10 protein-coding genes are annotated in these 13,521 nt (G+C 41.2%); 3 read left to right on the top strand and 7 right to left on the bottom strand.

Annotation, left to right across the window (positions count from 1 at the left end; translation table 11 throughout):
• Positions 1-3: 3 nt before the first annotated feature.
• The gene (locus L0657_RS12775) at positions 4-957 is read right to left on the bottom strand and encodes an acetyl-CoA carboxylase carboxyltransferase subunit alpha (protein ID WP_235151183.1); all 954 of its coding nucleotides are present in this window, start codon (positions 955-957) and stop codon (positions 4-6) included.
• Between the two features lie 26 nt (positions 958-983).
• Positions 984-2,408, bottom strand: coding sequence for an MBL fold metallo-hydrolase RNA specificity domain-containing protein (locus L0657_RS12780; protein ID WP_235151184.1), 1,425 nt, complete (start codon positions 2,406-2,408; stop codon positions 984-986).
• 284 nt (positions 2,409-2,692) lie between these two features.
• On the opposite strand from L0657_RS12780, the gene dacB reads away from it, so the two are divergent.
• Positions 2,693-4,165: a D-alanyl-D-alanine carboxypeptidase/D-alanyl-D-alanine-endopeptidase gene (dacB, locus tag L0657_RS12785; RefSeq protein WP_235151185.1), complete on the top strand. Its 1,473-nt coding sequence runs from the start codon at positions 2,693-2,695 to the stop codon at positions 4,163-4,165.
• A 15-nt stretch (positions 4,166-4,180) separates the two neighbouring features.
• Positions 4,181-4,591: a GNAT family N-acetyltransferase gene (locus L0657_RS12790; RefSeq protein ID WP_235151186.1), complete on the top strand. Its 411-nt coding sequence runs from the start codon at positions 4,181-4,183 to the stop codon at positions 4,589-4,591.
• Positions 4,592-4,633: 42 nt separating this feature from the next.
• Here L0657_RS12790 and hslV read toward each other — a convergent pair whose 3' ends face one another.
• The 5 genes from hslV to L0657_RS12815 form a co-directional block, all read right to left on the bottom strand.
• On the bottom strand, positions 4,634-5,176 hold the full coding sequence (hslV, locus tag L0657_RS12795) for an ATP-dependent protease subunit HslV (protein ID WP_137343122.1): 543 nt from the start codon (positions 5,174-5,176) through the stop codon (positions 4,634-4,636).
• 136 nt (positions 5,177-5,312) lie between these two features.
• The gene (locus L0657_RS12800; protein WP_235151187.1) at positions 5,313-5,768 is read right to left on the bottom strand and encodes a hypothetical protein; all 456 of its coding nucleotides are present in this window, start codon (positions 5,766-5,768) and stop codon (positions 5,313-5,315) included.
• Between the two features lie 29 nt (positions 5,769-5,797).
• Positions 5,798-7,492: a pyruvate dehydrogenase complex dihydrolipoamide acetyltransferase gene (locus L0657_RS12805; protein ID WP_235151188.1), complete on the bottom strand. Its 1,695-nt coding sequence runs from the start codon at positions 7,490-7,492 to the stop codon at positions 5,798-5,800.
• A 117-nt stretch (positions 7,493-7,609) separates the two neighbouring features.
• Positions 7,610-9,397, bottom strand: coding sequence for a translation elongation factor 4 (lepA, locus tag L0657_RS12810; protein ID WP_235151189.1), 1,788 nt, complete (start codon positions 9,395-9,397; stop codon positions 7,610-7,612).
• 49 nt (positions 9,398-9,446) lie between these two features.
• Complete coding sequence (locus L0657_RS12815) at positions 9,447-10,682, bottom strand: DUF819 domain-containing protein (RefSeq protein ID WP_235151190.1); 1,236 nt, start codon at positions 10,680-10,682, stop codon at positions 9,447-9,449.
• Positions 10,683-10,913: 231 nt separating this feature from the next.
• Here L0657_RS12815 and L0657_RS12820 point away from each other — a divergent pair, with 231 nt between their 5' ends.
• Positions 10,914-13,409 (top strand): TonB-dependent receptor domain-containing protein, encoded by a 2,496-nt coding sequence (locus L0657_RS12820; RefSeq protein WP_235151191.1) that lies wholly within the window; start codon positions 10,914-10,916, stop codon positions 13,407-13,409.
• The last annotated feature ends 112 nt before the right edge of the window (positions 13,410-13,521 follow it).

The following is a 13,521-nucleotide window of genomic DNA, read 5'->3' on the forward strand; positions in this document are numbered from 1 at the left end:
ATGTTATTCAACAACAACACCCATCGCACAGAATTTATCGATTCTTTTGTCGATTCTTTTCTGTGGCGACATAGAAGATAATTCTTCAAAATTACTCAAAATCGTCTTTTTTAGTTCAGCTGCCATCCACGCGTGGTCAAGATGCGCACCGCCCAGCGGTTCCGGCACAATACCGTCGATCAATCCGTTGGTCTTCATATCCTTCGCCGTGATTTTCATGGCTTCTGCTGCCTGCTCTTTAAAATCCCAGCTGCGCCACAGAATCGTCGAGCAGTTTTCAGGAGAAATCACGGAATACCAGGTATTTTCCAACATCAGAACGCGGTCGCCGATCGCAATACCAATTGCTCCGCCAGAAGCACCTTCTCCGATAATAATACAGATAACCGGAACTTTTAAAAGGAACATTTCTTTTATGTTTCTTGCAATCGCTTCACCTTGACCCCTTTCTTCCGCTTCCATTCCGGGAAAGGCACCAGGAGTATCTACCAAAGTAACAATCGGAACATTAAACTTTTCAGCGAGTTTCATCAAACGCAAGGCTTTGCGGTACCCTTCCGGATTAGGCATACCAAAATTCCGGTGCTGGCGCTGTTTAGTATTACGTCCTTTTTGCTGACCAATGATCATGAAAGTCTGGCCGTTGATATTGGCTAGTCCTCCGATCATCGCAGGATCATCGCGAACCTGACGGTCGCCATGAAGTTCGATAAACTCATCGCAGATCAACTGAATATAATCCAGTGTATAAGGGCGGTCCGGATGGCGCGAAAGCTGGACACGCTGCCAGCTTGTTAGCTTCCCAAAAATTTCCTTACGAAGTTCAGTAATATTATTTTCCAAGAGGGAAATAGCGGAAGAAACATCAACATTATTTTGCTGTGCTAATGTCTTCATCTCTTCGAGCTTACGTTCTAGCTCGGCCATTGGTTTTTCGAAATCAAGGTATGTTCTCATGTTATATTGCTTCTTTGTGGCCGGGTTTAAAGTTCATAGGAGTGTCCCCGCAACGGTATTTCAACCGTCTTATAGCCAAATTCATTAATTTTACCCTGGAAGTCAGTCATGCTCTGATGTTCGCCATGAACCAAAAAAACTGCCTTTAATTTTTCCGGATCCTGCATTTTCACAAACCTGATCAAGTCATTCTGATCTCCGTGGCCGCTAAATACGTCAATTTTTTCAATATTAGCCAAGACCGGCAGCTTGTTTCCCCGAATCGAAATACTGTCCTGCCCGTTTAAAAGCCTCCATCCCAGCGTACCTTCAGATGCATAGCCGATCATCAGAATCGTCGCGTAAGGATTTCCGATGTTAGCTTCTACGTGCTGCTCAACCCTTCCTCCCTGAACCATTCCGGAGGAAGAAATAATGATACAGGGTTCGTTATAATTAGAAACGGCGCGACTCGCATCCGAACTTTCAAGATAAATCAGATTCTCGAAATCGAAAAGTATATCGTTATCTGCATGGAAGTTTCTGGCTTCCTTGTTCAATAACCTTACATAACGCTGATAAACTTTGGTGCTGCTATGCGCCAGCGGACTATCCGAAAAGACTTTCAGATTGGGAAATGCGTGATCAGCGTATATTTTATTTAAAGTAAAAAGTAAGGCCTGGGTCCTTCCGACACTGAATGACGGAATAATCAGTCTGCCGGGAATATCAATGCAAGTCCGTTTGATCACGTCAGCAAGCGCTTCTGCGGGCGAGGTTAAATCCTCGTGCAAGCGGTTTCCATAGGTTGATTCACAAATCAGATAATCTACCTGCGGCACCTCCTGTGGATCGATCAGCAACGGATAATTGCTGCGTCCAATATCGCCTGAAAAGCAGATTTTCTTCTTTTCTCCATTTTCTGTTACTTCTACAACAATATGCGCTGCACCAAGCAAGTGTCCGGCCGCGTAAAATGTTATGGCCACATTATCTGAAATCCGGTAACGCTGTCCAAACGATACCGGAACAAAATTATCAAGGGCCTCAATGACGTTTTTTTCGACAAAATAATCTCGAGGAACATCCTTCCTTTTGCGGCCTCTTTTTTTGTTGGAAGAACCGTTTTGAGCATTCAATCTTTTTTGGTGTAAATGCGCTGCATCTTTCAATAACAGTGAAGTAAGCGCCAGGGTAGGCTCTGTACAAACAACTCTGCCCTCAAAACCTTCTTTAAATAAATTTGGAATGTTTCCGGAATGGTCAATGTGTGCATGCGTAAGCAGCACTGTATTTATCAAGCTTGCATCAAAAGGGAAAACACTTTTTTGTTCATCATAGCGTGTTCTTCTGTCTTTTTCATCTAAATCAAAGTCTGAGCCACAGTCAATCAAAATCCGGTAATCGTCTGATTCTAGCAGAAACATACTACCGGTAACTTGTTGGGCGGCTCCCCAAAATGTCAATTTCATGTTTTATGTAATACTGTGAATATCTATATTGTGATTTCTCCCCAAGAGCGAAAAATCAATATTATTTCGAATCGAAATCTTTATTAAAAAGATTAAGTTAAAGTAAAAATGCGAGTAGTAAAATTATGCCTGGTAATAACGGCAATTGTTACGGAATATAATCATCTCAACTTAAACATTTAACTGCAAAAGTATCAAAAAAGAGGCGTAGAATTGCCGAACTCTATATAGATTAGCGATAGAATATACAATTATTTTATCTGACCGAGACCAAAGAAAGATTTATGAAATTAAAATTAACCTTTTTCTGTGTGCTGATTGTGCATATGATCAAAGGACAATCAATTGATAGTTTGGCTCTAACGGTTTTAAGTGATGCTGTATTGGAACTGCAAGATAGTGAATTGATACGAAATGGAACACTATCGGTTAGTGTAAAAAATACTACCGATAAGAAAACAATTTTTGCAATTAATTCAGAAAAAACGCTGCCGTCAGCATCCATTCTCAAATTGGTCAGCACAGCGACAATATTAGGGGTATTGGGAGGAGACTTCCGATACCAGACTTTTCTGGAACATGACGGTTATTTTAGTAAAGATACTTTGTTCGGAAATATCTATATCCGGGGAACCGGCGACCCTTCTCTCGGAAGCGAAAGGTTCAAAGATTATTTATCAAGTACACAGTTGGTTGCTCGCTGGACCGCGGCCATACAAAAAGCTGGTATCAAAGTTATTAAAGGAGATATCATCCCGGATGCATCTTATTTTGATAAAAATACCTTGGCAGACACCTGGGTTTGGGGTGATCTTGGAAACTACTACGGTGCAGGTGTTTCAGGACTTAATTTTAATGATAACCAGTATCTTATTAAGTTTAAACCGGGAATAGGTGAAGGAGATCTTTCAACTTTTATGGGTATTGAGCCTGACATACCTTACTTGGTTTTCAACAATTTGGTGACCACAGGAGAAAGAGGTTCGGGTGACAAAACCATTGTTTACGGAAATCCGCTAAGCAAGAATGTGATACTGACAGGAACTGTTCCGAGAGGCGTGCCGACTTTTTCAGTAAAAGGGTCAATTCCTGATCCGGCAGTCTATGCAGCATACGCATTAAAACAAAATCTGTCTGCGACGGTGAGGGTCATTACAGAAATACCAACATTGAAAAGCTCCGGCATACTGACCCCATTGAGTCCGAAGAAAATTCTGGACGAATATAAGTCACCTCCGTTGCGTGAAATCTGTCAGCAGACAAATTTTTGGAGTGTCAATTTGTACGCGGATGCTTTTCTAAAAAAAGCGGGGAAAACTCTGGAAGGAAAGTCTGAATATGATGACGCAGCAAAAGCAATGACAAATTATTGGTGGAACAAAAAGGCTGACGTGACTGGTTTTTTTATCAAAGATGGAAGTGGGCTCTCGCCATCAGGTTCCGTGACGACAAACAATATGACCGACATTCTAAGTCTGGCGACCAAAGAATCTTCGTATGCTGATTTTTATAAAAGTATAGCGATTTTAGGTGTTAATGGAACAGTTCGGAATTTGGGTAAGGGAACCAGGGCTGCCGGGAACATAAGAGCAAAAAGCGGCTCCATAGGCGGTACAAGAGCTTATGCCGGTTACGTTACTGCAAAATCCGGAGCGGTGTTGAGTTTTGCAATCATTGCTAACAAATATCAACAGGAAAGCAGCAGGCTGGTTTCTGACGAGCTGGTCAGAATTATGACACTTCTTGCGCAACTATGATCAAACACGATATTAATGGGTATTGAAATCAAAAAAGTGTCAGTAATTGATATTCTGCCAATCCGGCATAAAGTACTTTGGCCTGACAAACCGTTCGAATTTGTTAAAGTGAATGGAGATGAAGAAGGGATTCATTTCGGACTTTATGAAGATAATATTCTGGTGACGATTATCTCCTTATTTGCGGAAGGTAGCAGTATGCGGTTCAGGAAGTTTGCTACGCTGCAAGAATATCAAAATCGCGGACTGGGCAAAATGATGATTTTGAAAGCAATTAAATATGCCAAAGAAAGTGGCTTCGAAAGATTGTGGTGCGACGCAAGAACGGACGCGTTGAATTTTTACGAAAGGGTAGGATTTAAAAAGATCTCTGAGCCTTTCTACAAAGAAGAAATTGAATATTATAAAATTGAAAAGTTACTTTAAGATTAGAAAGCGGCTGAAAAATCTACCGCTTTCTAATCGATATTATTGAACAACTTTTTCAATAACAAGATTGTGGTTTGTATAGATACAAAGATCTGCTGCAACTGTTAATCCTTCACGAACCATTTCTTCCGCTGTCAGATGCGTGGCATGTTTTTTCAAAGCCTGTGCTGCTGACAAAGCAAAGTTTCCGCCAGAGCCAATTGCTGCGATTCCATTTTCAGGTTCCAATACGTCACCTGTTCCGGAAATGACAAGAATCTCATCTTTATTGGCTGTGATCATCATAGCTTCCAACTTACGTAAATAACGATCCGTACGCCAATCCTTTGCAAGCTCGATAGCCGCACGTTTCATATTGCCTCCGTAAGCATTAAGCTTTTCTTCAAAGCGTTCCAGAAGTGTAAAAGCATCAGCCGTTGATCCCGCAAAACCAACGAGAATTTTACCGCCCATCAGTGTCCTGATCTTTTTTACGTTGCTTTTCGCGACTGTATTACCCATCGTCGCCTGTCCGTCAGCACCCAGTGAAACGGTGCCATTGTGTAGTACGCCAAGGACGGTGGTTGCATGTATTTTTTCCATAGTGTAATTGTGGATTCTAAATGATATCTGCTAAAAGCGCAGAAATTTAATCTGTCATTAAAACAAAAGTGCCAGGCTATAAAACCTGACACTTTTGACATTATTGTATTTTAAGAACTGAAATCATTTCGAAAAACTAGTTTTTGTTTTTCAGGAGTGTTAAAATGGATTCCTGGATAAGTTTGATTTCCTGCTGAGTATTTTCATTTTCAACGAATCTTCTCTTTATCTCATCAAAATTATTATCCATTTTGTCCAGCCTTCCATCGATTCCGTCAAATTTTTGATCAATCCGATCAAATTTTTGATCTATCTGATCAAACTTTCCATCAATTCGATCAAATCGTTTATCCATCTCATCAATTTTGTTGTTTAACAATAACTGATTTTCCAGAAGAAAGGAAATATTTTCACTATGCTTGACTAAAATATCAGTATGCTTGTCCAGTTTTTCAGAATTTCTTTTCATGGAAATTCTAAGTTCAGTAACATCCTCAGAAACCTTATCAACTTTCAATGCGGTTTCATCCAGCTTAATGAGCATTTCAGCAATAAGCGGTTCTATCTGATTTAAACGGTCTCCTGATTTCATATTTAGTGTGTGTGTTTGTAATTACAACATTATACCAACATGCTCATCGGCTCTTCCAATAGCTTTTTCACAGTGTTCAGGAACTGAGCAGCAAGTGCTCCGTCCACAACGCGGTGATCAGCAGAAAGTGTAACCTTCATAATGTTGGTTGGGTATACCGTTCCGTCTTCTTTGAAAGCCGCAACTTTTTTGATACCACCAATCGCCAAAATGCAGGAATCTGGTGGGTTAATGATGGCTGTAAATTCATCTACACCAAACATACCCAAGTTAGAAATCGAGAAAGTATTTCCTTCCCAATCCTTTGGCTGCAATTTTTTATCTTTTGCTTTACCGGCAAAATCCTTTACTTCCGCCGAAATAGTAGAAAGATTTTTCTTGTCGGCATCACGGATTACAGGAACCAAAAGTCCTTCGTCAACCGCAACGGCAACACCGATATTTACATAATTGTATTTTCTGATTTTGTCTCCCAACCATGCAGAGTTAACCGCAGGATGTTGTTTCAAGGCAATCGCACAAGCTTTGATCACGAAGTCATTAAACGAGATTTTAGCAGGGCTAACTTCATTCAATTGAGGACGTAATGCCATCGCTTTGTCCATCACGATTTCCATGGTTACATAGAAATGCGGTGCAGTGAACAAACTATCGCTCAAACGACGTGCAATCGTTTTACGCATTTGAGAAATTGGCGTATCAACGAAATCTCCGTTTGCAGGTGCAGCAACTGGTTGTGCTTCTGGTTTCGCAGCAGGTGCTGGTTCAGCAGCTTTTGCAGGCGTAGCTTCTGTTTTAGCAGCCGGTTTAAATTCATCAACATCACGTTTCACGATACGGCCATTATCGCCACTTCCTGAAACCTGATCGATGTTGATTCCTTTTTCTTCTGCCAAACGACGTGCTAGCGGAGAGGCCTTAATGCGTTCTCCTGAATCTGCAACTGATGTAGTTTTATCGGCTTCTGCAGGAGCACCAGCTTCTTCCGTTTTGGCAGCAGGAGCCGCCGCTTCAGAAGCATCCACTCCGGGTTCTGCTTCTCCGTTTTCACGGGCAAGCAAAGCTTCAACGTTAGATCCTTCTTCGCCAATTACAGCAATAATTCCGTCAACCGGAACTGCTTCGCCTTCTTTGATACCTACATAAAGCAAAGTACCATCTTCGTATGCTTCAAGTTCCATGGTGGCTTTGTCGGTTTCGACTTCCGCCAGAATGTCTCCTGATTTTACTTTATCTCCAACTTTTTTCTGCCATGAAACCAAAGTTCCTTCTTCCATCGTATCGCTCATTTTAGGCATACGAACCACGGCAGCATTGATTTTTTCATTAGATTTTGCGGCAGGTGCAGCCGGTGCTTTTTCAGCGGTCGGTGTTGCAGTTTCAACTGCTGCTTCTGGTTTAGCTTCTTCTTTCGGAGCTTCTGCTTTACCATTACTTGCAGCACCATTTCCACCACCTTCTTCCAGTAATGATTTATAATCTTCACCTTGCTCACCTACAATGGCCATTACGCCGTCAATAGGAACAGCATCGCCTTTTTTAACGCCTATATAAAGAAGAGTACCATCATAATACGATTCAAGATCCATAGTAGCTTTGTCGGTCTCGACTTCCGCTATAATTTCACCGGATTTGATTACATCACCAACTTGTTTGTGCCATTCTGCAATAACACCTTCTTCCATGGTGTCGCTCATCTTGGGCATACGGATTACTTCTGCCATATCGGTATTTGTCGTATTTTAGTTTCTTGGGTATTACAAATAGATTTGAGTCAAATTTACAACAAAAGGCTTACGAAGCACTTTCTTTTGTTATTAAATTATAACGCTGCTTTCGATTTAATTAATCTTCAATACAGCCATAAATGCTTCCTGTGGAATTTCTACATTACCAACCTGACGCATACGTTTCTTACCTTTTTTCTGTTTTTCAAGCAGTTTACGCTTACGGGAAATATCACCACCATAACATTTTGCCAATACGTCTTTACGCATCGCCTTCACTGTTTCACGGGCGATAATCTTCTGGCCAATAGCAGCCTGGATCGCGATCTCAAACATTTGACGGGGAATCAGTTCACGCAATTTCTCGCAGAGTTTTTTACCCCATTCGTATGCTTTTGTTCTGTGAACTATGGCCGACAAAGCATCAACCGGTTCGCCGTTAAGCATTACGTCGAGTTTCACCATGTCAGATTCTTCATAACCAGCCAGGTCATAATCCAGCGACGCATAACCTTTTGAAATCGTTTTCAGTTTGTCAAAAAAGTCAAACACAACTTCGGCAAGAGGTAATCTGAATTGTAGTTCAACGCGTTCGGCAGTCAGATAAACCTGATTTTTCAACATGCCACGCTTATCCATACAAAGTGTAAGGATCGGGCCGATGTAATCAGATTTTGTGATAATCTGCGCGTTGATATAAGGTTCTTCAATCCAGTTGATAAGGTTCGGTTCCGGCATTTCTGACGGAGCGCTGATATTGATCAACTGGTCTTTTGTATTGGTTATCCTAAACTGAACCGAAGGAACTGTTGTGATAACTGTCATATCAAATTCGCGTTCCAGACGTTCCTGAACGATTTCCATGTGCAGCATACCAAGGAATCCGCAGCGGAAACCAAAACCAAGTGCCGCAGATGTTTCAGGTTCCCAAACCAAAGCGGCATCGTTCAGCTGAAGTTTTTCCATCGCATCACGAAGTTCTTCAAATTCGGTGGTATCAACCGGATAAATACCTGCAAAAACCATTGGTTTTACTTCCGAGAAACCAACGATGGATTCAGATGCCTGGCGGTGCAAATGCGTGATCGTATCACCAACTTTTACTTCTTTGGCCACTTTGATACCCGAAATCAGATAACCTACGTCACCGCATTCAACAACTTGTTTTGGTATTTGAACAAGACCAAGTGTACCAATTTCATCGGCAAAATATTCTTTGCCGGTGTTCATGAATTTTACCTTATCGCCTTTTTTGATACTTCCGTTTTTTATACGGAAAATAACTTCAATACCACGGTAGGAGTTGAAAACGGAGTCAAAGATAAGTGCCTGCAAAGGAGCTTCCGGATCACCTACCGGCGCAGGAACCCTTTCAATGATAGCATCAAGAATTTCTTTGATACCAATTCCTTCTTTTCCGCTGGCCGGAATGATATCATCACGTTCGCAACCCAGCAGGTCAACCATTTCATCCTTGATTTCCTCAGGTCTTGCGCCTGGTAAATCCACTTTATTAAGTACCGGGATGATGGTAAGATTATGATTTATAGCAAGATATAAATTTGAAATTGTCTGCGCTTCTGTTCCTTGTGAGGCATCTACAAGCAATAATGCACCTTCACAGGCAGCAATCGAACGGGAAACTTCATAAGAAAAATCGACGTGTCCCGGCGTATCAATCAGGTTCAGTGTGTATTCTTCCCCTTGGTAAAGATAAGTCATCTGGATTGCGTGGCTCTTGATCGTGATGCCGCGTTCGCGTTCCAGATCCATATTGTCAAGGAGCTGCGCCTGCATGTCGCGGTTGGATACCGTTTTGGTAAATTCCAACAGACGATCTGCCAGCGTACTTTTTCCGTGGTCAATATGGGCAATAATGCAAAAATTACGAATGTTCTTCATGAAAATAATTATATAGGCCGACAAAATTACATGCCTAAACTTTCAAATCCTACATTTCACTTATCCACTGCATCATAAGTGCCGAAAGATAACCCCCGTAGGTACCTATGGCATAACCAAGAATTGCCAATAAAATCCCTACGGATGCCAGTGAAGGATGAAAAGCTGCCGCAACCACCGATGCGGACGCGGAACCGCCCACATTAGCCTGACTGGAAACAGCGAGAAAGAAGTATGGAATTTTTAATAATCGCGCTACTAAAATAATTAAACCTGCATGAATCATCATCCAGATTAAACCAATGGCAAAAAGTCCGGGATTATTAGCAACCGATCCCAAATCCATCTGCATACCGATGGTTGCCACTAAAATGTAAAGAAATACACTTCCCAATTTTGATGCACCAACATTTTCCAGTTTTCGTAAAGGCGTAAAGGATAGAATAATTCCGATTAGTGTCACCAATCCGGTTATCCAGAAAAAGCTGGACGTGAGACTGTATTTTTCCAAAGACGGATAATTCGTGCTTAAATAAGGTGTAATTATTTCTGCCAGAAAATGAGCAATTCCGGTAGCACCCAAACCGACAGCAGCCAGATATATAAAGTCTTTTGTTGCCGGAATTTTCTGGTTATTCTGTTGATAAGCTTCGAGATGATTTTTAATTTCATCAATCCCACTGCTATCAGCTTTCAGAAATCGATCTATTTTTGTCGCAAAACCTGCACCATATATTAAAACCGCCATCCATAATTCGGCTGTGATAACATCAACGGCAACAATTTGAGAGAATAATCTGTCACTTGGTTTAAAAACTTCACGTAAAGCAGTCTGATTGGCACCGCCGCCGATCCAGCTTCCGGCAATGGTTGCCAATCCTCGCCAAATGGCATCAGGGCCTTCTCCGGCAACTGTTTCAGGACTTATTTTTCCAACAATAAAAAGGGCGATAGGACCTCCAATGATTATTCCAAAAGATCCTACAAGCATCATAATAATTGCTGGCGGACCAAGTTTCGACAACGCTTTCCAATCCATTCCCAGCGTGAAAAGTACAAGACACGCTGGAAGCAGATATCTTGAAACAACCGGATATAGCTGAGATTCGGCTCCATTGATTATCCCAAACGAATTCAGTAAACCAGGAATGAAGTAGCAAAGAAGCAACGGCGGGAAAATGCTGTAAAATCGTTGCCATCCTTTTTGCGGTAATGAAGCCGTGTAAAATACCATGGCTAAAATCACCATTAACAGGCCTAAAACTGTTGCGTCATTTTGCAGCATGTAGTTAATTTTCAGGGTATGTAAGTAATTGAGTTTCCCAAATATATCAAAATTCAATTCCGACGAAGCAAAATAATACGAACTGATATGTAAAGATGTTCTATTCAGCAGAGATTGGTTGTAGCGAGGAATTTCACCTAATGATATATTGTCATTATCTACAAATATTCAGAGTAAATCGAGTGGTTTAATGGGTTTTATAACAAAATGTTCAAACCTGTTACCGATTCAATGACTAAACTATTACAGCTATTTGCGGACTCGGGAGCGAGTATTTTTCTTATTAAAACAAACTGGTTATCACGGCGGTTTTCTCACTATGTGGGTTTAGTATGTCTGCTTTTGATTTTTAGTAACTCTTCTTCAATCGCCCAGTCTGGGGGAAAACTTTTGGTAAAAGGCAAGATTACCGATAATCAGAATAATTCGGCGCTGGCTTATGCAAGCGTGCGGTTGTTTAAAGTTTCAGACAGTACATTCGTTACAGGTGCCATCACGGACGAATCCGGATCATTTATCATAGAAACCATCGCCGGAAAGTACTATGCCTTGTCAGAATTTATTGGTTACAATGCGCGTAAAACTTCCGGTGTTAATGTAGGCGCCGAAAATTCTCCATTGGATATTGGCGTAATCAAATTGTCTGCATCAGCAAAAACGCTGGATGAGGTTGTGGTGCAAGGTGAGAAAAGTACGATGGAGCTGACTTTGGACAGAAAGATCTTTAACGTTGGAAAAGATCTGGCAAATGCTGGCGGAACCGGGGTTGATATTTTGACAAATATACCTTCAGTGGCTGTCGATGTTGATGGAAATGTTAGTCTTCGGGGAAGTAACAATGTGCGGATACTTATTGATGGAAAACCCTCTGGTCTGGTCAGTTTGAAAGGTGGGAGCGGTTTGCAGCAATTGCAAGGCAGCATGATCGAGCGGGTTGAGATCATCACAAATCCATCTGCCAGATATGAGGCGGAAGGAATGGGCGGAGTTATCAATATTATTCTGAAAAAAGAAAGAAAAGAAGGTTTCAATGGTTCATTCGATATTATTGCGGGAAATCCGACGAATTTTGGCGCAGCGGCCAATGTAAATTATCGTAAAAAGAATCTTAATTTCTTCATTAACTATACGGCCGCATACCGAAACACGCCAGGCAGAAATTCTCAGAACCAGCAGCTTTTTCGAAATGATTCAACTTTCATCACTTTGAAAGATATGAAGAGCAATCTGAAAGGACAGAATAATAGCGCCCGGGCAGGTATCGATTATTACTTCAATGATAAAAATGTTCTGACAGGTTCCTATACTTATCGTTTGAGCAAAGGGAAACGTTTTTCTGAAATTAATTACCGTGATTTTCTTTCCAATTTAAACAATCCGACGAGTTCGACATACAGGACCCAGGATGAAACGGAAACTGAGCCAAATTCGGAATATGCGATAACTTATAAAAAAACATTTAACAAAAAGGGTCAGGAACTGACGGCAGATATTCGCTATCTGGATAATTGGGAAGATTCTGATCAGTATTACAGAGAGAAATCATTTAAACCTGATGGTAGTGCTTCTGATGTACCTCCAACTTTGCAGCGCGCGGTCAATTATGAAACTGAAAAGCAATTATTGTTCCAGGTTGACTACGTGCATCCTTTTGGGAAAAATGGAAAATTGGAAGCAGGAGCGCGAAGCAGCGCCCGCGATATGACAAATGATTATACCGTAACACAGGAAAACAATGACGGAAGTTTCAGTCCGATCCCGGGTCTGACCAACGACTTTTTATACGAAGAAGATATCAATGCGGTCTACGGTATCATAGGAAATAAGGTCAATAAATTTTCGTATCAGGTTGGTTTGAGAGCAGAATGGACCGGTGTGACCACGACTTTAAAGCAAACCAATGAAGTAAATGACAGAAAATATGCAAACTTATTTCCAAGCCTTCATGTGACGTATGATTTGCCGAAGCAAAATGCATTGCAGTTAAGTTTCAGTCGTAGGGTTCGGCGGCCTCAATACAATGATTTGAGCCCGTTTATGACATTCAGCGACAACCGGAATTTTTTCAGTGGGAATCCGGATTTGAATCCTGAATTTACGAATGCCTTTGAAATCGGGCATATCAAATATGTCGAAAAGGGCTCATTAAGTTCTTCCATTTATTACCGCCACACAAATGGGAAAATCATCAGTATCCGCCGGGTTGAAGAAAATGGAAACTCTTTCACCAGACCTGAAAATTTAGGAACGGAAAATTCTTACGGAGCAGAATTTACTAGCTCATATTCCTTTTTTCAGTGGTGGAAAATGGATGGAAGTATAAATTTTTTCAGGGCGATCACCAATGGTACCGGGCTTGACGAGTCTTTTCAAAGTGATACGTATAGCTGGTTCGTGCGGGCGACTTCCCGTTTCATTCTGTGGAAAAATACTGATCTGCAATTCCGGGGAAACTATGAAGCTCCCCAGCAAACGCCGCAGGGAAGAAGGAAATCACTTGCCACGCTGGATATAGCTGCAAGCCGCGATGTTTTAAAGAATAACGGTACGCTAACTTTAAGTATAACCGACGTTTTTAATTCCCGCAAGTACCGGTCAGTTGTGGAGGGGTCGAACTTTTACACAACTACAAGCGCTCAGGGCAGGTTAAGGCAAATTAATTTAACCTTAAATTATCGTCTGCATCAGGCTAAAAAGAAAAAAGAATTAGGCGAAGGGGAGATTTAAAGTATTGATTATCAAATAGTTTTGTATTTCGTCTTAAAATAGAGTTCTGGTAGAAATTGTTAAAATTTATTTTGCGGTAATTATTGTTCTTAAAAGATGCAAATTTGTATTC

Origin of the sequence: Dyadobacter sp. CY345 (assembly GCF_021502725.1) — a bacterium.
In the GTDB taxonomy this organism is placed as follows: Bacteria; Bacteroidota; Bacteroidia; order Cytophagales; family Spirosomataceae; genus Dyadobacter.